Origin of the sequence: Pseudomonas sp. DG56-2 (assembly GCF_004803755.1) — a bacterium.
Lineage (GTDB): Bacteria > Pseudomonadota > Gammaproteobacteria > Pseudomonadales > Pseudomonadaceae > Aquipseudomonas > Aquipseudomonas auratipiscis.
Genome location: NZ_CP032311.1, coordinates 2,267,098 through 2,286,869 on the forward strand (window position 1 = coordinate 2,267,098; position 19,772 = coordinate 2,286,869).

The following is a 19,772-nucleotide window of genomic DNA, read 5'->3' on the forward strand; positions in this document are numbered from 1 at the left end:
GGGAGCAGGGCATGAGCAGCGTTGATATTTTTACCCTGGAAATCATCCAGAACTCGCTTCAGGCGATTGCCGATGAAATGTTTGCGGCAATGCGCAAGGCAGCCATGAGCCCGGTGATTTATGAGGTGCTCGACATGGGCACCGGGATTACCGACGCCTATGGCAATATCGCCAGCTCCGGCGCCGGCATCCCGGCATTCGTCGGCGTGCTCGACAAGGCAGTGCGGCAGATTCTGCTGGAGCACCCGGCACTGGGTGACATCGAAGATGGTGACCTGTTCATCACCAACGATCCGCATAGCGGTGGCGTGACGCACCTGAACGATGTGGTACTGGCGATGCCGGTTTTCGTCGACGGCCGTATCGTCGCCTGGACAGCGAACATTGCGCATTGGAACGATGTCGGCGGCATGGTACCTGGATCGTTGTCCACTGAGGCAACCGAGATTTTCCAGGAAGGCTTGCGCCTTGCTTCGGTCAAGCTGATTTCCAGGGGCAAACCCATCCGCTCGGTCATGCAGATCCTGCAGGCCAACACACGCATGCCGGACTTTATGCAAGGCGACCTGTGGGCAGCCATCGCGGCAGCGCGCAGCGGCGCTGCGCGGATTGTCGAATTGAGCAAGAAGTACGGCACTGAGCTGTTCCTCAACGCCGTTGACGATTTCATGGCGTTGGGCGAGAAAGTTTCGCTCAAGGCGTTGCAGAGCGCGCCGCGTGGTCGCTTCAGCATGGAAGAGGTGCAGGATGACGGTCAGTTGTTCAAGATCGTAGTTGAAATAACCGAGACGCAGATGATCGTCGATCTGCGCGACAATCCTGATCAGGCGGTAGGGCCTACCAACCTCAGTCGTGATGGCGCGGTGGTTGCGGCGCAAATGGCGTTCAAAGCAGTCACATCACCGCAAGGCGTTACCAATGGCGGTACGTTCCGGCCCTTGCAGGTCCTGACCCGAGCAGGATCATTGTTCGATGCGCAAGCCCCGGCCGCCGAGGGTTTCTATTTCGAGAACCTGATCCGCGTTCATGACTTGATCTTGCGCTGCCTGGCTCGGCATATGCCAGAGCGCTTGTCGGCGGGCAACTTCGCCTCGGTTTGCGCCACCATCATCGGTGGTGTGCATCCCGATACCGGACGCATGTTTACATTGGTCGAGCCGGAAATCGGCGGGTGGGGCGCGGAGCACGGGCGTGACGGCAATAACGCTGTGTACTCGGGCCTCCACGGCGAGACCTATAACTGCCCGGTAGAGGTGTGTGAGGCACGATACGGCTTGTATGTCGAACGCATGGCGCTAAACGACGAACCGGGAGGGCATGGTCAATATCGTGGTGGGCAGGGTATCCGTATCGATTACCGCGTGCGTTCCGACGCAACCTTTCTGACCTGTGGTTACACCCGATCGGTGGTTGCCCCGTGGGGGCTGGAAGGCGGTGCTGACGGCTCGCCCAACTACATCGAGGTTGTCCGTGCAAGCGGTGAAACCGAGCGGCACGCGATAGCGAGCGGGGTGAACTTGAACGCGGGTGACATCGTTCGTGTACGTACCGGCGCCGGAGGTGGCTATGGCAATCCGGCTTTGCGTAGCCGTGAAACGGTTATCGAAGACTTGAAAAACGGCTATGTCGATGCCGAGACAGCTCGTGCCGTTTATGGCGTATGGGCTTGAACAGGCTGGAACCAGGAGACGTGAATCATGTTTTCGAAAGATACCTATCTACAGCGTCGGCGAGCCTTGCGCGAGCAATTGGGGGATGGCCTGGTCTTGGTGCCCGGCAATCTTGATGCGCCTGTCAACTTTGCTCATAACGTGTACCCGTTTCGCCAGGATGCCAGCTTCGCTTATTTTTTTGGGCTGAACAGACCAGGGCTCAACGGCCTCTTTGACCTTGATACGGGAGATGAAAGCGTATTTGGCGACGACGTCAGTCTCGATGATCGTATCTGGGTGGGAGAGGGCATTGAGTTGGCCCAGCAGTGTGCGGCTGTCGGCTGCACAGCAAGGTCCTCGGCAGAACTGCCCGTCGTCATCGCCCAAGCGCTGGGTCAGGGGCGCAAGGTTCATTACCTGCCCCCTTATCGTGCCGACACGACACAATTGTTAGCCGAGCTTCTGCAGTTGCATGTAAGCAACGTTCGTGAACAGGCATCAGCTGCATTGATCGCCGCGGTTGTGGGGCTGCGCGAGATCAAGGATGCGGGGGAAATCGAGCAGATCGAACAGGCCTTGCTGGTAGCCAACGAAATGCATTTGGTCGCAATGAGCGCGACCCGTCCTGGCGTGATGGAGCGTGAGGTCGTCGCGGCAATGCGTGGCGTGCTTGGTCGCCATGGTTTGCAGGAGGCCTACCAGCCTGTGTTCAGCCGGCATGGAGAGATCCTCCATAACATCGAGTACGGGTCACGTCTGGAGGCGGGTGATCTGGTGGTCAATGACGCAGGTGCCTCGAGTGTGCTGGGCTATGCCAGCGATGTGACCCGTACGCTGCCTGTGGGCGGACGCTTTCTGCCACACCAGCGCGACTTGTACGAGCTTCTGGTGAGGGTCCAGGAGCAGGCTATCGCAGCGATGCGTCCGGGGTTGCGCTTTGCCGAAGTGCACCGATTGGCCGCCCTGCGCATGGTCGAAGGCATGACAGAGCTGGGTTTCTTCAAGGGCAGTGCCGAGCAGGTTGTCGAGTCTGGCGCCTATGCCCTCTGCTTTCCTCATGGACTGGGGCATCAGTTGGGTCTGGATGTTCATGACATGGAGGCACTGGGTGAAGATAACGTGGGTTACAACGAGGAGGTTTCGCGTAGCCGGCTGTTCGGCCTGTGCAACCTGCGCATGGGCAAGCGCTTGCAGGCGGGGATGGTGCTGACGGTCGAGCCCGGCATCTACTTCATTCCCGCTTTGATCGAGCAGTGGCAGGCAGAACAGCGACATGCCGAGTTGATCTGTTTTGAGCGCTTCAACGCCTTCAACGGATTTGGAGGCATGCGCGTCGAAGACGTGGTGCTGGTCGGCGAAAGCTCGGCCAGGGTGCTTGGCCCACATACGCCTAAACGGGTGGACGAGGTCGAATCCGCCATGTGCTGAGTGAAGGCGGTCTGCACGGCCGCCCATTACTACTACAACAACAAGAGAAACAGTGATGAAACTTCGCAATTTGTCGTGCTCAGGCGCGCTGGTTCCGTTCGGCCTGACGTTGGCACTGGCTGTACCGGCGCACGCCGATCAGTTTATTGGCTTTGCCCAACCTGGCGTTCCGGGATCCTGGGCCCTGGAGTCCTTTCCGGTCATTAACCGAACCGCCGAAGGCGATGTTCGGGTGTCCTCCAACACCGTCTTGGCGTACTTCACCGAAACCGGAGTCACCGGTACTCAAAGGGATCAGTGGGAGTTCTGGATAGGTGCCATACCTGGCTACACCGATACCGACGCGGGTGCAGGGAAAAGCGGTTGGGACATCGCTGCACCCAACATCGGTATCGAGTATTACTACAACATTGTCGAACCCACCGGAACCTATGGATCTTCGGATTATGTGACGTTCTGGACCAGTCCGACGCTGATGATCGAGTTCCCTAACGGCAATCACGACACCCAGGGTTATGGCGCAGGCTACAACCGCTACGCCTACAGCTTCAGCATTGCCAACTATCTGCAGATCGGAAAATTTGGCGTCACCTTCACTCCGCTGGGCATCTACTACGCCGAAAAAAACCGTAACGCTACCGACTTCGGCGAAGGTGATCCCAAGCACCTTCGAGGCGGGGTAAGCCTGTGGCTGGCCGACATTGCCGCTGGCTATTTGGTAACCGACAACCTGTGGCTTGGGTTGCACCATATCTACAACATCAACAACCGCTCAGCTTCCGATTTCGAAGAGTCGCGGGAAGGCAAGATCGGTCCGTCCATGACTTACACCGGTTGGGCCAATCAAGGCGTTTTTGTTTCGGCCAACCTGAACTTCGACTACTACCACACCGACAACCTGCCTTACTCCAACTCGCTGACCATGGCTTTGGTCAAGAGCTTCTAGCCCTCTGAAGGAATCAAAGAAATGAGCACATTCTTGACCTCTGCCGAGCCGCAGGACGTTCCGGTTTCCGTGCGTTGGCTGAACCCGATTGGCAGCGCCACATTCGATGAACCTATCGCGCAACTGCTGCGTTCGATCAAGCAACCTTCAACCCAGGTAGAAGTGATTTCCCTGGATATGCAGCCCAGTCCCACGCACTTGGAATATCGCAGTTACGAAGCCTTGATCTATGAACGAAGCGTGCGGATCGCCAGAGACTGCGCCCAGCGTGATGTCGATGCATTGGTATTGGGCTGTTTCTACGATCCGGTGCTGGACGACGCTCGGGAAATCTCCGGGCGAACCATCGTCGTTGGTCCGTGTCAGGCCAGCTTGCAAGTGGCAGCCAATCTGGCCAATCGGTACTCGATTATTGTTGGGCGTAACAAGTGGATCGAACAGATGAGTGCGCGCGTCAGGGCCTGCGGTGCCGGTGAAAGGCTCGCCTCCATGCGTCCCTTGGGAATGGGTGTCGATGAATTCCAGTGCGACCACGCGCTGACTCGGCGGCGGATCATTGAACAGGCCCGGCGCGCCGTCGAGGAAGATGGTGCCGAGGCGATCATTCTGGGTTGCACCATCGAATTTGGCTTCTTCGAACACGTACAGGCAGAGATCGGCGTGCCGGTCATCGACCCTGTGGTGGCTGCGTTCAAGATGGCTGAGTCGCTGGCCAGCATGAAACGTCGCTTTGGTTGGGTACCCAGCCGGGTGGGCAGTTGTGAACCGCCGCCGGAAGCCGAGATTGAAGCGTTCGGGCTGTTCCAGGGCGCGGTACCCATCGGCAATTGCGTCAAGGCTTGATTCATTAGCGTGAGCAGAGCCTGCGCATAGCGGGCTCTGCCGACTTCCAAGGTGACCTTCATGAGCCAACTTTCATCCGCTATTGCTGCAGACTCAAGCACGCCTCGCGACACTGCCCCGTCAAGGGGATTGTCTGTCGGCCAGGTGTTCGAGAACTTCCCGCTGACCCGGGAGCATTTGAAAAGCTGCCTGGGATTGTTTTTCGTGTTTGCTATCGAAGCGTGGGAGATGATGATCATCGTCTACACAGCCCCTTTGATCGGCAAGGACTTTCAACTCGATTCACTGGCGCTCGGAAACCTCATTGGTGCAATCTTCGTCGGTATGCTCATTGGTTCGCTGGTATGGGGCAAGGTTTCGGAACGGCTTGGTCGCAAGCGTTCGATTATCTTGAGCATGGTGTTATACGGCGCCATTTCCCTGATGAGTGCGTTCGCACCCAATTACGCGCTGTTCTACCTGCTGCGTTTGCTCAGTGGCGTGGCAGCCGTCGGCATGCTGGTAGTGACTTTTGCCCATTTTGAAGAGCTATTGCCCGTCAAGGTTCGCGGTGCCTGTACCGTGTACCTGGCTTCGGGTTGGCCCATTGGTGTGCTATTGGCACTGGGCGCCACTGTGTGGCTGATGCCCTTGGGCTGGCGCACGATCATTGCGGTTAGTTCATTGGGAAGTCTGTGGGCGATAGCTGTCGCCTATTGGGTTCCGGAGTCACCTTACTGGCTAGCCTCGGTCGGCCGGCAGGCCGAGGCGCGGACGGTCATTGCCAGGCTTAGTCGTGGTGCCGTGCAGGTGCCCATGGACTGCGCACTGCTGACTGAAAAAGCACTGCGGGGCACCCATCGCGAAATATTTTCTGCAAGCATGAGTAAAGTGAGTCTCCTGCAAATTGCAGTGAACTTTACCTTCTCCTGGGGCTACTGGGGACTGCAGACCTGGTTGCCGACATTACTTCAGCAACGTGGGCTGAGCTTGCCGCAAAGCTATGGGTTCATTGCGCTTTCGGCGCTGTGCATGATTCCTGGCTACATGCTGGCGTCGTACCTCACCAGCCGCATGGGGCGCAAGCAGGTGGTCGTCTCATTCATCGCAGCATCGGTGCTGGCCGGATATGGCTTCGCCAATGCGCAGTCCATGGAAATGCTCTATTTCAGCAACTTTGCCCTGGCGTTCTTCAGCATGGGTGCGTGGGGGGTGTGGGATACCTGGATCGGTGAGTTGTATCCCACTCGCCTGCGATTGCTGGGTTATAGCTGGGCGGTGTTCTCACAGCGTGTGGCGAACATTCTAGCTCCAAGCCTGATTGGTGTACTGGTAGCGCTAGGCACCTCCTTCAACATGACCACGTCCCTGATCAACGGCTTCATGTTGGCAAGTGTGCTGTTGGCGCTGTTGATACCCGAGACTGAAGGCAAGCCATTGCATTGATGTCACGGTGTGCAACCTAAAGGGTCGCTGTCAGCGGCAGCGACCGTTTGATATCCAAGGAGAGATAAATGTCCGCAGCAGGTACCTGGATAAACGAATATGGCTCAATCATGACGCTCGTGGATGAAGGCAATATTCTCCGAGGCGTATATCGGTCGTCCACCGGCTCGGTGGGTACTTATGAAGTGCTCGGTGTACAGATCGCTGATGCCGCGACCGACACCCGAGGGCAAGCGCTGGCCTTGGCGATCTCCTGGCGGTCCAAGGATGACGCACTGCCTGATCCAAGCTGGCATTGGACTTCAGGCTTGTGTGGTCAGATCAGCTATCAAAAGGGGCAGGAAGTACTCGTGCTGGCGCATGTGTTGGTCGCGTCAAGTGAGTTCCCCGGTCTGGCGGGGGCCGGAAGCTACATCGACAAATTGACCTATAGACGCTTAGCCAATCAGGGCGTCGAGCCGTCGCGACATTATCAGAATGACGTCCCAGCCAATTCCCTGACTGGCGATTGGTTGGCAAAAAATGGTACCCGACTCACGCTAGGTGTGAGCGCGGGGCATTGCCAAAAGCTTGGTATCGTTTCCGGCACTATTGCCTTGCAATCCGAAAGCTTCGAGGTTAGAGGCTTCACCGACCTGCGTGCGGATCCTGTTGATCAGCCCCTTCAATCCGTCGCATTGGTAGCAGCTATCGGCACATCGGAGGTTCTATCCTTGTCGGGGATGTTCGACACATCGTCAGGCCAAATGACATTGCTGGAAATGACGGGTGTCTCTACGGCGCCAGGTACCAGTTACTGTCAGACCCGAATGACATCAACGTCCTATCGCCATAACAGCCGGCACTGACTTCAAGCACTAAACGGCGTAAGCAATGCCAACGCTATATACTCGAAGCCCTTTGCTATCGCTCGAGAGACGTTCATGCGGCAGGTTTTGCTTATCGTTGATGTGCAGTCCACCTTCAGTCCTCCCGAGTGGCTGGTCGATGGTGTGCGGGCGCTGTCAGAGAGAATCCTTACCATCGCGTCGGTCGAGCTGCATGACGAGGGGATAACCCCGTTCCAAAAGCAACTCGGTTGGCATCCTGCCGCCGAGGATGAAAGCCTGGTCGAGGCTGACCGAGTGTTTGTAAAGCATGGCTACGGGCAGACCGGTGAAACGATCGAGTACATCAAGCAGTTAGGCGTCGAACGCGTGCTGGTGTGTGGGATCCAGACCGAAACCTGCGTACTTGCCGCCGGTTTCGCACTCTTTGATGCGGGGCTGTCGCCGACGCTGGTGACTGACCTGACGGTGGGCTCCTCCCTGGATCGCTCGGGGCAGTTGGGGATCAAACTGTGGGAACACCACTTCCGTCAGGTCACCACTCGAGCCGAAATTCTGGCCGAGCTCGACGCTTAGCAGGCAGGCGGCTCCAGCGCCTGCAGAGTACTTGATCAGCTTTCAGGTGCCACAGTTGGTTCCTGGCTGGATTCGGCTTCCAGTTTCAGTCGGTCAGCTTTGCTGATGTATTTAGGTTTGCTCTTCGGAGCCAGTTTGGCGCTGGCTTTTTTGGCGTGAGCCGTCAGCAGTTGCTTGATTTTCTTGCGGCGATTCATTTTTTCTACTCAGCTCTGCGTCAATACCCCGAAGTCTGTCATATCTGTTGCGCCACGCAAATGAAACGCCGCCTTAGCGTGTGTTCCAGGACGCGCTACGTCCGGGATTGCTATTGAACGACTGTTCAGCTATAAACCCTTCGATCCTGCTTCCTCATACGTTCTCATCGAGTCGGAGGTCCCCCTGATGCGCAGCCCCCTGTTCAAAACGCCAATTACCGAAATGCTCGGCATCGCTCACCCCATTCTGTGCGGCGGCATGGGCCCGGGGGTGTCTGATGCCGACTATGTTGCGGCGGTAGTCAATGCCGGCGGCATGGGTTTTATAGTGGCTGCGGGCTTCGCTGATCCCGATGAATTCCGTGAGCAACTGCGCCGCTGCAAGCAGCTGACTGCGGGCAAGGGCTTTGGCGTCAACCTGTACCTGTCTCGTCAAGCGCAAGGCCTTGAGCGTATGCATGAACAGTTGGCGATCGTCGCTGAGGAGGGTGTGTTGTGCGTGGAGACGTCGGGTGCAAGTCCCGAGGGCATCCTGCCGATTCTGCGTGAAGCGGGGATCAAAGTGCTGCACAAGGTGGCCGCGGCGCGTTATGCCCGCTCGGCCGCAAGGCTTGGGGTAGATGCGGTGATTGTTGTCGGTAACGACTGTGGTGGCCATCCGGGCGTCTATGGCATCAGCAGTATGGTTCAGGCGGCGCAGGTGCCTAACGAAGTCAGTGTCCCAGTGGTTATTGGTGGCGGCATCGGCACGGGGCGGCAATTGGCAGCAACGTTGACCATGGGCGCGGACGCCGTATTGATGGGATCGCGCATGCTGGTCGCCGAGGAGTTGTGGATACACCGCAATTACAAGGATTTGCTGGTGCGCAGCGACGGCACCGAAAGCGTGATCGTGAAGACCGGGTTGCGCGATCATCACCGGGTTTACAACAACCAAAGCGCCAAGGCCGTTGCTGCCCTGGATGCTGCCGGTGCAAGCGACTTCGAGCAGTACCGGGCTCATGTAATGGGCTCGCTGAGCACTCAAGCATATCAGACTGGCGACAGCGCCCTGGGCATGCTCGACTTCGGCCCATCGGTTGTGTTCGCCGACGCCGTAAAGCCTGTAGAGGCCATCTTCGATGAAATACTCGACGATGCCAAAAAAGCACTTCAGCGTCTTGGGCAGCTACACGACGCCGCCTAGGTGACGACATTGCAATCCCAGCGGCGTCGGAGCGCCGCTGGGAAGGGCATTTAACATTAGTTAGAACAATCGCTATTCCCCCATCGCCAATTCTCTGTTTTGCCCTGCCGTTGACAATTGTCATGGGTTCTCAGCCTTTAACTCCCTAAAAATAATGATTCTCATTTATCGGTATTGCCATCAGGCCTACCCGATCATCTGGAGTCGCCCGGGGAGGGGTTGTGATGTTGTTTACGCCAAAGAAGCTGTCGCTGCTGATATCGAGTCTGTGCTGGTTAAGTCCTTACGCGCAGACGGCACAAGCGGCGGAGTCAGTGACAAACGTGGACGGTCAGGTCGAGTTGCTGCCCACCACGGTCGAGGGCAAGCACGACAAAGACGCAGAAGGGCGCAACAAGGTCTATGCAGAGAACGTAACCAACCTCTATCTGGGCCGCGAAGAGCTGGAGCGGTACCAGAACAGTAATCCGGCCGATGTGTTCAAGGGACTCAACGGCGTCTACAGCATGGACTCGCGCAACGGCACTGCGCTGTCACCGAATATCCGGGGCTTGTCTGGTGAAGGTCGGGTGCCGTTGACCGTCGATGGCACCGAACAGTCGACCAACGTTTGGTTGCAAGTCTACGGCGCGGGTAACCGCAACTATGTCGACCCGGCACTGTTTCGCAGCATTTCGGTGGAGAAGGGGCCTTCCCTGACCCGTGGGGTAAAAAGTGGCGTGGGCGGAGCGGTGAGTGTGCGCACCATCGATGCCGATGACATCATTGCGGGCGGTGACACCTTCGGTTTCGACCTCAAGCTGGAAACTTCCGGCAGCACGGTCAAGCCCCGCGTCGATGCCAACGACTACTTCGGACGTGATTACCGTGACATCCCTGGCGCGGTATTGGGGGCGGACAAAAACGTCAACATTCCACAACCGGTGCCGCGCACCCGTGGCCATAACGACACGCTCAATTTCGACGACAACGCGGTGATGTTCGCCGTTGCCGGGCGTACGGATTTCAGTGATCTACTGGTCTCTTATAGCGAGCGCAAGAAGGGCAACTACTTCGCCGGCAAACAGGGCGCTGGCGCCTATAGCAACAATGACGCCTATGCCCGCGACAGCGCCGCCTATTTCCCCAACCTGACCAAACTCTACAAGCCAGGTAACGAGATTCTCAGCACCTCCAGTGATACCAGTACGCTGCTGGCCAAGAACAACTGGTACCTGGCGGACAACCACAAGATTGGCCTGAGTTTCATGCGTACCGATCTGGAGTTTGCCGAGACCAGTCCCGGTCAGGCGGTGGTGATGCTCGGTTTTGCCGAAGAGCTGGAAAAGCAGGCGTTTCGTGATCAACTGGTGGCCGAATACCCCAAGTCCGAAATTCGTCTCGATACCTACAAACTCAGCCATGAGTGGAAGCCGGAGGGCTCGCGCTGGATCGATCTGCAAAGCAACTTGTGGATGACCAAGACCGATGGCGAGCGCCATCAGACCGGTAGCGGTGCTTACTACGTCAAGGAGTACGACACATTGCTGGAGGACTGGAAGGCCTGCAAAGCTGGCAAGCCGCCAGTCAGCACGCCTGATGCTCTGTGGAACTGCTACATCCGCCCGGAGCTCAATCCATTCCTCAATGCGCCCAAGCCTGAACCCGACCCTAATGTCGATGCGCGTGTGTTCGCCGGTAGCGCACAGTGGACCAGTCATGACCGCACCGGTTTTGATTTCAGCAACATGATTGTGCTGCGTGACAACCTGCACCTGACGATGGCTGGCGAGTTTCAACGCGAGAAGCTTGACGAGCGTGTGACCGAACTCGACCTCAGTGGCGGTATCGGTATCGGCATCGGTGGCTCGAACTTTCACTACGCCACGGCCAACTATGGCCCGCGCTCGGGCGATCGTCGTGAGTACGCCGGCAGCATGAACCTGGAATGGCAGGCCTTGCCATGGCTGACGCTTACCGCCGGCACTCGCTACAACCGTTACTCGGCCTTCGATGAGGGACTGGCTGATCGGCGCCGCAATCGGGTCGCCGGATCGAAAATCAACCAGCAGAAAACTGGTGTGCAGCTTGATTACGGCCAACTGATGACTGACGCCGAGGCCATCCGCCTCAAGACGCTGGATGCCGCCGCGATTCAGGCGCTCAGCCAGGTAACGCCTGCCGACTCGGAAAAATGGGCTAACGAGAAAATAGCCACGCCGGCCATGGCCGCGCACCTAGCTGCGCAAAAGGCTTTTCTCGACTTTTCCGGCAAGGGCACGCACTTGGCCAACAATGGCGCCTACTACTGGCTGCGAAGCGTGGCGGTGCCTTTGGTTGACGGCAAAGTGGACGCCTCGCAGAGCCCATTTGCCAATGGCTCCCTGGACGCCTCGGCAGTGGTCCAGGACGCCCAGGGCAACAGCGGCGAGTACGCGGTTATCACCCCGATCAGCTCGCCGCGCGGTTCCAATATCTATGCGCTGCCTGCTGCCGGTGATGAATGGGCCGAGCCGGAGAAACAATCGGGGCATGCCTGGTCGCCGGTATTTTCGGCTACCGCGCGGGTGACCGAGTACGGCAGTCTGTTTGGGCGTTATGCCCAAGTCACGCGGTTTCCGAGCATCTTTGAGGTGGCGTCGACGTCGGTAGGGATGGATGGTGGCAGTCTCGCAACCCGCGGTGCAACCAAGCCTGAGCGCAGCACCAACTGGGAGATTGGCTATGCCCACGACTTGACGCAGTTCTTCCCTGACCTGCAATTGGCCGATGCGCGCCTGAGCTATTTCGACACCACCATCGAAGACTTCATCGAGCGCGATATCTACCTCAACGTCATTCAGTTCGACGAGAAAAAAACCACCGGCATCGAGTTCCAGTCACGTTTTGACAGCGGACGTTTCTTCGGTGGCGTCGGGGCGACTTACCGGCTCAAGCAGGAGCTGTGTGACAAGGATTACGCCTACAGCTTCGACGTGTTCAAAAATCGTATGCCCGAATGCATGACCGGCGGGTTCCCCGACACCTTGACCGCCAGCAGCCTGCAACCGCGCTACTCGATCAATACCGATCTGGGCACGCGACTGTTCAACGAGCGGCTGGAGTTGGGCATGCGTTCGGTCTACCACGCCAAGGCAGAAAACAAAGACCTCGATGACCTGCTCAATACCGATTATGGCCATGACATCTGGGTGCAGAACAGCGCCAGCCCACTGTACTGGAAGTCGGTTTTGCTGCACGACGCCTACGCCAGGGTGCGGGTCGATAAACATCTCGACCTGAACATGGGCATTACCAACCTCACCGACCGCTATTACATGGACCCGATGTCGAAAATTCCTGTTCCAGGCCCAGGGCGCACCCTCACGGTGGGCATGCGCGCACGGTTCTGATCCCGGCCATTCGCTTTTGCCGGTTTATCAAAACCGGCGCCAACGCTGTACCCAACCCTCAAGGAGTCAACCGATGAACAAGCATGTTGTGATCGTTGCCATGGCTGCCGCCCTGGCGAGTGTTTCCGCTGTCGGTGCCGTAAAAGGCGGGTCTACTGATGAAACCAAGGTCAAGGCAGCACCTTCGACCTTGTTTGGCTCCGGCAATGCCGGATTGCAGTTTGGCTCTTCGGCAGCGATTGACCTGTTGGGCGGGCCGATCACCCAGGCAAACAATGCACTGGCCCGTGCTGCCGAAAGCAATGGCAAACATTATCTCAAGGGCAGTGATATCAACTTCCTTGCCGGGGTGATGCTGGGCAATACCAAGATCGCTCAGGTGTGGCGCAATGACGTGGCATTCAATGGCGACACCACCACGATCAACAGCACCCGCCAGATGATCGTGCCGCCCCTGCCGTTCATGCCGGACTTTGGCGGTCTGGTCATCGGCAAGGTGGAGGGCTCTCCCGTGTACTTCGGCGAGTGGGCTCCGAAGGGCGCCAACTATGCCGCTGTAGCCAGCACCGATCTGAACCTCAACAGTGCCCAGCATACCGCCTGGTATTCGGGTGAAAACCCCACCACCAACATGCCGACCCTGGCCAACGCCAAGTACAACGTTGTGGGTATCAACCAGCACAATCCGGAAAACCCCAACGTTTACACCGGTGTGCTCAGCGCCACCTATAGCACGGGCGCAGGGTCGCTGACCGGCACGTTGGCGCGTAGCGGTTCGACTTCATTGAACTTCGCCAACACCAATATCAGCAGCAACGGCAGCTTCGCCAACGCCGGCAATGTGATCACCGGGCAGTTCTACGGTGCTCAAGCCAATGCCCTGGCCGGCATTCACAAGGGCGGTGCGGGTACTCAGGACGACGTCGCCTTCGGTGGCGCACGGCAGTAACCATCAGCACCAGTGACGATCGTGGCGCGGTCCGGCCACGTTCACGGGAGGGGCGCAACAGGCGCTCCTCCCGTTTCTTCTTCCCTCACAAGACGCTGCGCCTATGACGATTCCACGCATTACCCCGTTGGCCCTGCTGCTGTTGGCCGGCGCTGCCAGCGTCTGGGCAGACGAGGAAGATACTCGTCTGCTGCTCGACCGCGAACGTGCCGAACGAACCCTGCGCCAGCAACAACGTCCGCAGTGGCAAGTGGCAGCCCCTACGGGCGAGCTCTCTGTCGAGGTCAACGGTCAGCGCTATCGTGTGCAAAGATCCCTAGCCGACTTGGAGCCTGCGCTCTACGTCGCTATCAATACCGGACAATGGAACAACGCGGGTGAGCTGGCGGCAGCCTACCGCGAGCTACCCGGGCACAAAGAGCACCTGGCCCTGATGGCTGAAGGCCTCAGTGCACGCCACAGCGGTGATTACCACAGCGCTGTGAGGTTATTGGAACACGCCAACGCCGCAGCCCCGGATGATCTGCGCGTGCAGATGGAACTGGCGCGTATCTACGCCGAAGACCAACAGGACCGCGAGTCGGTGCAAATGCTCGAACGCACGCTCGGCAGCAGCCTGCCAGCCGAAACGCGTGAGTTGTTGCACAACTATGTGAGTGCCGTGCAACAACGCAGTGACTGGCAGGGCTCGCTGGCCCTGGGTGTTGGTTACAACAGCAATATCAATCAGGGCAATGGCTACGAGCGGTGTTCGCAGCAGTTTGCGGGCTATTGCCTGTCGCAGATGAAGTTACCCGACCCCATCGCATCGTCGCTGTTGAGCTACGACCTGGTACTGAGCAAGCGCATTGCCTTGAGCGGGCATCACAATGTGCTTATACGTCCGGTCAGCTACGGTACCTACTATCACAAGCGGGACGAGCAAAGCACGACGCTTACGGATTACAGCGACAGCACTAACATTCTGTACCTCGGTTACCAGTACGCCAGCGCCCGCCAAAGCCTCACCGTGCTGCCCTTACTGGAAAACTATCACCGCGACGGCAACACTAGTTATCGCGCCCCCGGTGTGCAGGCAGACTGGAGTTACTTTCTTTCGCCACGTGTGAAACTGGGCCTGCAAGCTGGAGCCAAGCGCTACAAATACCAGGGGCCTGACAGCCGCTATTACGCCGACTACACCCAGCGTGGGGCGGGGGTTAGCCTGACCTATTACCCTGAGCCCAACACCAGCATTTACGGCGGGGTGGACTATTACCGCAAAAGCTACGCGTTGTCTGTCAATAGTAGCCAAGAGCAGGTGTGGCGGGCTGGCGTATTTCATCAGTTTGAAACGGCAGGCTTGTTTGCCAATTTGATGGTGCTACAGCGCGACTTCAGCAACGACGACGAATCCTACTTTTATGGCGTTCAGCGCGAAGATCAGCAGCGCATGCTCATCGCCACCCTGGGCGCCAGCAAGCTGGCGATCCACGGGGCTTACCCGGAGTTGCGCTTCAAGCGCACCCTCAACGACAGCAATTCGGTCTTCAACGGCTACCAGCAAAGTGAGATTACCTTGCAGGTGCGCAAGCATTTCTGATTTTAAAATGATGTCAAATGGAGTAACTTTGCGCCTCGAGAATAATTCTCATTACCGTCGCCGTCGGTCTTCACTGATGTGCAACGCTTCCGATATGTACGATGAGTAAGCCATGAAGGCGTTAAGTCTTATCCATATGCTGGCTCGCTCGCCGGTGTTTTCCAAGGTGGGCAAGGAAGGGCTGGCCTCGCTGCTCGAGGGTGTTTCGCTGATCCGCCTGGAGCGTGGCCAGCATCTGTTTCGCATGGGCGATGCAGCGGCCTATTTCTATCTGGTGCAGTCGGGCAGCCTGGAGCTCTATCGCCCCAGCTATTCGGGAGAGCACAAAATATTTCGGAGCATGGAAGCGGGCGACCTGTTGGCAGAAACCGCCATGTTTGTCGAACCTTGCCGCTACCCGTTGTCGGCCCGTGCTGGTCTTGCCTCCAGTGTCTACCGCCTGCCGCGGGCACGCCTGTTGGCGCTTTGCCGGGCCTCACCGGACTTCAGCATTGCCATGCTTGAAGGCATGGCCGTGCGTATCGCCCAGTCGCTCAACCGCATCGACCTGTTGACCATTGGCAACTCGGCGCAACGCCTGGTGGCCTACCTGATGGATCTCTATGTTCAGCAGCGCAGTGCCTGGCTGACCTTCCCCAGCAGCCATAACGTGTTGGCCCGGCAATTGAACATCACCCCGGAAACCTTTTCGCGTCAATTGAGTTCGTTCCGCAAGGCGGGGTTTGTCGGTGGGCACAGTCCTGAATTGGTACTGCTGGATATCGAAGGTTTGTGTCAGTCGGTAGAGCTGCCGGTGCCGGATACCAATTTCGATAACGCCGAACCCATGGCGCATTTGGGCAGCAGCTTGTTCGATTGCTGTAACTATGCGCGCCAGACGTTGGGTAAAGGCTGAACCGTCACGTCAACAGCTGTGATCACTTTTCAGCTGTGGGCCGGAGCCGTCATGGCGACCATCTGCCCGCGGGCCGGTCAGGGTGTTCCAGGTCGCAATCAGGTAGATGGCGAAGCAACTCGCCCACAGCAGGCCTGCGATGTTCATCAGAGCCAGACTGCTGCTTGCGGTGAGTGGTAGCCCGGCCAATGTCCTGAGCAGCGCAGCAAGTACCAGAGTGCTTGCACAGAGCATCGGCCACGGTCGTCGATCAAGCCAGAGCCCGGCATGGATGCGACCGACCATGGCCATTACCGCAAAGATAGCCAACGATACCGCGCCACTGGTCAACAGATGTCGACCGGATGAAGAACTGATGGGGGCGCCAAGCCAGGCCGCACCGAGCGCCAGATAACCGAGGCCGATCAACCAGTAGCAGGTGTACAGCATCAGCGCCCAGCGTTGGAACAAGGGGCGCCCCACATGCCAATCGTTGAGGAGATTGAACATGGCAGCAGCAGCGGCCAGGGCGACCCAGCCACTGACAGGCTGCCCACCGATGACGAACTCGCTGGCGCTGCACAGTACTACGCAGACAATCGCGAGGTTGCGCCGTGGAGGCCGAGCCAGGTATGAATCGTTGGGTAATGGGGCGTCAGGACGGCCTTCTTCGATTCGGCCGTTGACCACACTCATGGAAATCCGGCTGGTGGCAATCACTATCAATACGCTCAAGGCACCTGTTGCCGCCCGAGCCCAGGCCAGTGCATCAGCGACCATTAGCTGGGCGGCAAAGAAGCCCACTTGCAGCAGGCACAGGCTGAGGATCACCCAGGCAAAACTCAGGTGCGCCCGCCCATCGGCTTGCCATAGGCGTGGAACCAGCAAACGCAGCAGCGTCAGCCAGAATGCCAGGTTGCACAATGCTGCCGGCCATAGGCCCAGCGCGGCCGGCCATAACGCGGCGAGCAAATAGGCCAGACGCGCCAAGAGCCATAGGCCCACGACCGGCAGCAGCGTTTTGCCAAGAATTTCCGGGGTTTTGCTGAACTCCGGAATCGCCGTCAGGGTGAACCCTGCGGTGGCTGCAGCGGCAAAGCCGAATATCAGTTCATGGGCGTGCCATAGCACCAGGCCACCGGGAGGATTCCACCCCGGCAGCCAGCCATTGATCACCAGCAGCCAGGTCAGCATCAGCAGTGTGGCACTGGCTGCAGTCAGGACAAAGAAGGGGCGAAAGCCGCACATCAACACCGGCAAGCTTCGGCTCATAGCTCGCAACCTGTATGGGCTCGAACAGGTGCTACCCAGTCGAAGGCTTCCTGGCTCAAGCCAAAGCCGATGCGCACTTCGCGGGTTTGCATCAGCTCGCCCGTGGTTCGATAGATCCAGGCTTCCGAGCGCTCGTGATGCGGCACTGGCATGACAAACTCATGCACCATGCGTCCGGGGTTGGCCACCATCAACAGGATGCGGTCGGCCAGGCGTACCGCTTCCATAAGGTCGTGGGTGATCAACAGCGCGGCATTGCCACGCTGGGTCAGGTGTTCGCGCAGCAAGGTATAAAGTTCCAGTTTCAGGCCGATGTCCAGCGCCGAGAAGGGTTCGTCGAGCAGCAGCAGGTCGGGGCACACGGCCAGGGCACGGCCAAGGGATACGCGGCTTTGCATGCCACCGGAGAGTTCGTGGGGATATTTGTCCAGGTCTTGTGTTGTCAGCCCCAGGCGCTGGGCCATATTGGCTGCCTGCTTGCGACGGGCAGACCTGGGTACGCCGAGGGCCTTGAGGCCCAGGGCAATATTGTCGCGCCCGGTCATCCAAGGCATCAGGTTTGGTTGCTGAAACACATAACCGATGCCGCGAAAGTCGCAGTGCATGATCATTTCCGTTGGCACAAGCAGGCCGGCTAACACCTGTAGCAGAGTACTCTTGCCGCAACCGGAAGGGCCGACCAGCGCCAGAGTTTCACCGGCGTGCAGATCCAGACCGACATCGGCCAGCACTTCTGTGGGGCCATAGCGATGATAGAGATGACGAACGTGCAGGGCGTTCATGCGTGCTCCGACGTTCGCCAGCGTTCGACGCGGCGCTTGAGGGGTTCGAGCAGCAAATATTCGGTGCCCAGCAGCAGTGCCAGAACGGCGAGAATCCAAGCCAGTGAGCTGGCTGTATCCAGCTGCGCACGCGACACCGCCAGCGCCGCGCCGACGCCATCATTGGTACTGAGCAGTTCAGCCATTACCACGACTTTCCATGAGGTACCCAGCGCGGTGATCCAGGCGGGGAACAAGTACGATGCCACGTGCGGCAGGTACAGGTCGGTAAGGCGCATGAGCGCAGGCAGGCGGTAAGCACAGGCCACTTTGTGCAGTTGATTGTCCAGGGTACGCGCGCCTTGCATGGCCGCAGCGAAGACAATCGGCAGGCAGGCGATGAATACCGTGAACATTGGCGTGGCATCACTCATGCCGAACCACAGCATCGCCAGCACCAGCCAGGCAATCGGCGGCATGCCCAACAACAGTGTGACCAACGGCCGTGACAACATGCTGGTGGTAAGCGAGCGGCCAGCCAGCAGTCCCAGAAAACTGCCAAGCAACAATGCAGCGGCCAAACCATACAGGGTTCGGCGTGCCGAGATGGTCAATTGCGGCAGGGCGCTGCCATCACTGATCATTGCGCGCAACTGGTCGATGGTTGCCAGTGGCCCAGGCAGTACCAGCGGCCCGTTTAGCTCGCCAGCCAACTCCCAGGCGGCGCAGAATAGCAACAGGCTGGCAACCGCGCCCCAACCGCTCCACAGGTAGATGAGCGTCGCTCGCACACTGCGTTGCACGATTTTTTCCACGTCACTCATTTATTCGCGTTCACTTGCATAGAAGCCGACAGTGGGCAGCTTGCCGCCAATGCTGGCAGGCTGACGTTGCAGGAGAATTTGAAACAAAGCCTCCAGTTCCGGGCGAGCCTGGGCGGCGCTGGCGTAGTCGCGTGGCAGCACGCGAAGCGAATCGGCGACGGCTTCGGCGCTGAGTAGCGGAATATGGCGGGCGACCATTTGCGCACACGCTTGAGGGTGGTCGAAACACCAGGCGTTGGATTGCTCATAAGCCTGGGCGACGCGCTGGGTCAGTTGCGCATCGAGACGGACGTTGCCCAGCGCGGCCAGCCCGGCCTGCGGGATGCGTGCCTGGTTGCCGTGCAAGGCGCCCCATTGTTGTTGCAGGTTGACGCTGCGATACAACTCCGGTGCGACCACCGACAAAGGAAAGGAGCGCGTCTTGCGTAGCGCCATGGACACGGCGGGTTCCACCAGCAGTGCATGGTCAACCTGACGCAGGACCAACAGCTGCAAGGCATCCAGGGGCGTGGCGGTGTAGCGCAGGCGCATATCCTTTTGCGGGTTCAGACCCTGTTGCTCGGCCAGGTAGCTGAACAGGATGTCTGGCATGTCGGCGCGAAACGGCAGAGCCACCTCCTGGCCCTTGAAGTCAGCCAGCGAGCGCATGCCAGGATTGCGTGAGACCATCCACAGCGAACCCCAGGTGGACACGTTGAGCAGTTGGATGGCCGCCCCCCGGTTGTATAAGTTGGCAGCCACATTACTGGGGGCAGCAATGAAGTCGGCCTGCTTGCCAATCACCTGCGCACGCAATTGGTCGGGGTTGCTCCAGAGGACGAATTCGACACGTTGCGCCAGGTCGTTCAAGGCGCCGCTTTCGAGCATGTGAATCAACGGATAGGAAACCGAAGCGGGTGGCCCCGCCAATACCAATTGGGGGCGCAAGACAGGCGCGGTTTCGGCGGTCACCGCTTGCCAGGGTTGCAGGCAGAACACCCATGCGACCAGTATTGAGCCAAGGTGTCGCGATCGGGAAAAAATGTCCGGCATCGATAGAGGATCCACTCGAAAGCGTAC

At 58.5% G+C, this 19,772-nt stretch carries 17 protein-coding genes; 12 read left to right on the top strand and 5 right to left on the bottom strand.

Annotated features, from left to right (window positions below):
- Positions 1-11 precede the first annotated feature (11 nt).
- The 7 genes from D3Z90_RS10325 to D3Z90_RS10355 all read left to right on the top strand — a co-directional run bounded on the left by D3Z90_RS10325 (position 12) and on the right by D3Z90_RS10355 (position 7,697).
- Positions 12-1,670, top strand: a complete 1,659-nt coding sequence (locus D3Z90_RS10325) for a hydantoinase B/oxoprolinase family protein (protein WP_136475639.1) — start codon at positions 12-14, stop codon at positions 1,668-1,670.
- A 27-nt stretch (positions 1,671-1,697) separates the two neighbouring features.
- Positions 1,698-3,080, top strand: a complete 1,383-nt coding sequence (locus tag D3Z90_RS10330) for an aminopeptidase P family protein (RefSeq protein ID WP_136475640.1) — start codon at positions 1,698-1,700, stop codon at positions 3,078-3,080.
- A 55-nt stretch (positions 3,081-3,135) separates the two neighbouring features.
- Positions 3,136-4,026: a hypothetical protein gene (locus D3Z90_RS10335; protein WP_178084181.1), complete on the top strand. Its 891-nt coding sequence runs from the start codon at positions 3,136-3,138 to the stop codon at positions 4,024-4,026.
- Between the two features lie 21 nt (positions 4,027-4,047).
- A complete protein-coding gene (locus tag D3Z90_RS10340) occupies positions 4,048-4,869 on the top strand; it encodes an aspartate/glutamate racemase family protein (protein WP_136475641.1) in 822 nt (273 codons plus the stop codon).
- Between the two features lie 60 nt (positions 4,870-4,929).
- Entirely contained in the window at positions 4,930-6,294 is a 1,365-nt protein-coding gene (locus tag D3Z90_RS10345; protein WP_136475642.1) for an MFS transporter, read from the top strand.
- Between the two features lie 68 nt (positions 6,295-6,362).
- Entirely contained in the window at positions 6,363-7,142 is a 780-nt protein-coding gene (locus D3Z90_RS10350; protein ID WP_136475643.1) for an avidin/streptavidin family protein, read from the top strand.
- A gap of 75 nt (positions 7,143-7,217) precedes the next feature.
- Positions 7,218-7,697 carry an isochorismatase family protein gene (locus tag D3Z90_RS10355; RefSeq protein ID WP_136475644.1) on the top strand — a complete coding sequence of 160 codons (480 nt, stop codon included), beginning with the start codon at positions 7,218-7,220 and terminating at the stop codon, positions 7,695-7,697.
- Positions 7,698-7,732: 35 nt separating this feature from the next.
- On the opposite strand, the gene D3Z90_RS10360 is transcribed toward D3Z90_RS10355, so the two are convergent.
- Positions 7,733-7,894 (bottom strand): DUF2986 domain-containing protein, encoded by a 162-nt coding sequence (locus D3Z90_RS10360; RefSeq protein WP_136475645.1) that lies wholly within the window; start codon positions 7,892-7,894, stop codon positions 7,733-7,735.
- A gap of 187 nt (positions 7,895-8,081) precedes the next feature.
- On the opposite strand from D3Z90_RS10360, the gene D3Z90_RS10365 reads away from it, so the two are divergent.
- The 5 genes from D3Z90_RS10365 (at position 8,082) to D3Z90_RS10385 (ending at position 15,877) form a co-directional block, all read left to right on the top strand.
- Positions 8,082-9,080, top strand: coding sequence for a nitronate monooxygenase family protein (locus D3Z90_RS10365; protein WP_136475646.1), 999 nt, complete (start codon positions 8,082-8,084; stop codon positions 9,078-9,080).
- 224 nt (positions 9,081-9,304) lie between these two features.
- Positions 9,305-12,451 carry a TonB-dependent receptor domain-containing protein gene (locus tag D3Z90_RS10370; protein ID WP_136475647.1) on the top strand — a complete coding sequence of 1,049 codons (3,147 nt, stop codon included), beginning with the start codon at positions 9,305-9,307 and terminating at the stop codon, positions 12,449-12,451.
- A gap of 73 nt (positions 12,452-12,524) precedes the next feature.
- A complete protein-coding gene (locus tag D3Z90_RS10375; RefSeq protein WP_136475648.1) occupies positions 12,525-13,400 on the top strand; it encodes a Slam-dependent surface lipoprotein in 876 nt (291 codons plus the stop codon).
- Positions 13,401-13,503: 103 nt separating this feature from the next.
- Positions 13,504-14,982 carry a surface lipoprotein assembly modifier gene (locus D3Z90_RS10380; RefSeq protein WP_136475649.1) on the top strand — a complete coding sequence of 493 codons (1,479 nt, stop codon included), beginning with the start codon at positions 13,504-13,506 and terminating at the stop codon, positions 14,980-14,982.
- A 112-nt stretch (positions 14,983-15,094) separates the two neighbouring features.
- Entirely contained in the window at positions 15,095-15,877 is a 783-nt protein-coding gene (locus tag D3Z90_RS10385; RefSeq protein WP_136475650.1) for a Crp/Fnr family transcriptional regulator, read from the top strand.
- Positions 15,878-15,886: 9 nt separating this feature from the next.
- Here the strand turns inward: D3Z90_RS10385 and D3Z90_RS10390 are convergent, their stop codons facing one another.
- Genes D3Z90_RS10390 through D3Z90_RS10405 form a run of 4 tightly spaced genes read right to left on the bottom strand, consistent with a single transcriptional unit; the run spans position 15,887 to position 19,745 of the window.
- Complete coding sequence (locus D3Z90_RS10390; RefSeq protein ID WP_136475651.1) at positions 15,887-17,128, bottom strand: NnrS family protein; 1,242 nt, start codon at positions 17,126-17,128, stop codon at positions 15,887-15,889.
- Entirely contained in the window at positions 17,125-17,910 is a 786-nt protein-coding gene (locus tag D3Z90_RS10395; RefSeq protein ID WP_136475652.1) for an ABC transporter ATP-binding protein, read from the bottom strand. The genes D3Z90_RS10390 and D3Z90_RS10395 overlap by 4 nt, the downstream gene beginning before the upstream one ends.
- Positions 17,907-18,713 (bottom strand): ABC transporter permease, encoded by an 807-nt coding sequence (locus D3Z90_RS10400; protein WP_136475653.1) that lies wholly within the window; start codon positions 18,711-18,713, stop codon positions 17,907-17,909. Before D3Z90_RS10400 ends, D3Z90_RS10395 begins: the two co-directional genes overlap by 4 nt.
- Positions 18,714-19,745: an ABC transporter substrate-binding protein gene (locus D3Z90_RS10405; RefSeq protein WP_136475654.1), complete on the bottom strand. Its 1,032-nt coding sequence runs from the start codon at positions 19,743-19,745 to the stop codon at positions 18,714-18,716.
- Positions 19,746-19,772: the final 27 nt, after the last annotated feature.

Coding starts and splice junctions, on each gene's coding strand:
- D3Z90_RS10325 (WP_136475639.1), top strand. CDS start 12: ATGAGCAGCGTTGATATTTTTACCCTGGAAATCATCCAGAACTCGCTT.
- D3Z90_RS10330 (WP_136475640.1), top strand. CDS start 1,698: ATGTTTTCGAAAGATACCTATCTACAGCGTCGGCGAGCCTTGCGCGAG.
- D3Z90_RS10335 (WP_178084181.1), top strand. CDS start 3,136: ATGAAACTTCGCAATTTGTCGTGCTCAGGCGCGCTGGTTCCGTTCGGC.
- D3Z90_RS10340 (WP_136475641.1), top strand. CDS start 4,048: ATGAGCACATTCTTGACCTCTGCCGAGCCGCAGGACGTTCCGGTTTCC.
- D3Z90_RS10345 (WP_136475642.1), top strand. CDS start 4,930: ATGAGCCAACTTTCATCCGCTATTGCTGCAGACTCAAGCACGCCTCGC.
- D3Z90_RS10350 (WP_136475643.1), top strand. CDS start 6,363: ATGTCCGCAGCAGGTACCTGGATAAACGAATATGGCTCAATCATGACG.
- D3Z90_RS10355 (WP_136475644.1), top strand. CDS start 7,218: ATGCGGCAGGTTTTGCTTATCGTTGATGTGCAGTCCACCTTCAGTCCT.
- D3Z90_RS10360 (WP_136475645.1), bottom strand. CDS start 7,894: ATGAATCGCCGCAAGAAAATCAAGCAACTGCTGACGGCTCACGCCAAA.
- D3Z90_RS10365 (WP_136475646.1), top strand. CDS start 8,082: ATGCGCAGCCCCCTGTTCAAAACGCCAATTACCGAAATGCTCGGCATC.
- D3Z90_RS10370 (WP_136475647.1), top strand. CDS start 9,305: ATGTTGTTTACGCCAAAGAAGCTGTCGCTGCTGATATCGAGTCTGTGC.
- D3Z90_RS10375 (WP_136475648.1), top strand. CDS start 12,525: ATGAACAAGCATGTTGTGATCGTTGCCATGGCTGCCGCCCTGGCGAGT.
- D3Z90_RS10380 (WP_136475649.1), top strand. CDS start 13,504: ATGACGATTCCACGCATTACCCCGTTGGCCCTGCTGCTGTTGGCCGGC.
- D3Z90_RS10385 (WP_136475650.1), top strand. CDS start 15,095: ATGAAGGCGTTAAGTCTTATCCATATGCTGGCTCGCTCGCCGGTGTTT.
- D3Z90_RS10390 (WP_136475651.1), bottom strand. CDS start 17,128: ATGAGCCGAAGCTTGCCGGTGTTGATGTGCGGCTTTCGCCCCTTCTTT.
- D3Z90_RS10395 (WP_136475652.1), bottom strand. CDS start 17,910: ATGAACGCCCTGCACGTTCGTCATCTCTATCATCGCTATGGCCCCACA.
- D3Z90_RS10400 (WP_136475653.1), bottom strand. CDS start 18,713: ATGAGTGACGTGGAAAAAATCGTGCAACGCAGTGTGCGAGCGACGCTC.
- D3Z90_RS10405 (WP_136475654.1), bottom strand. CDS start 19,745: ATGCCGGACATTTTTTCCCGATCGCGACACCTTGGCTCAATACTGGTC.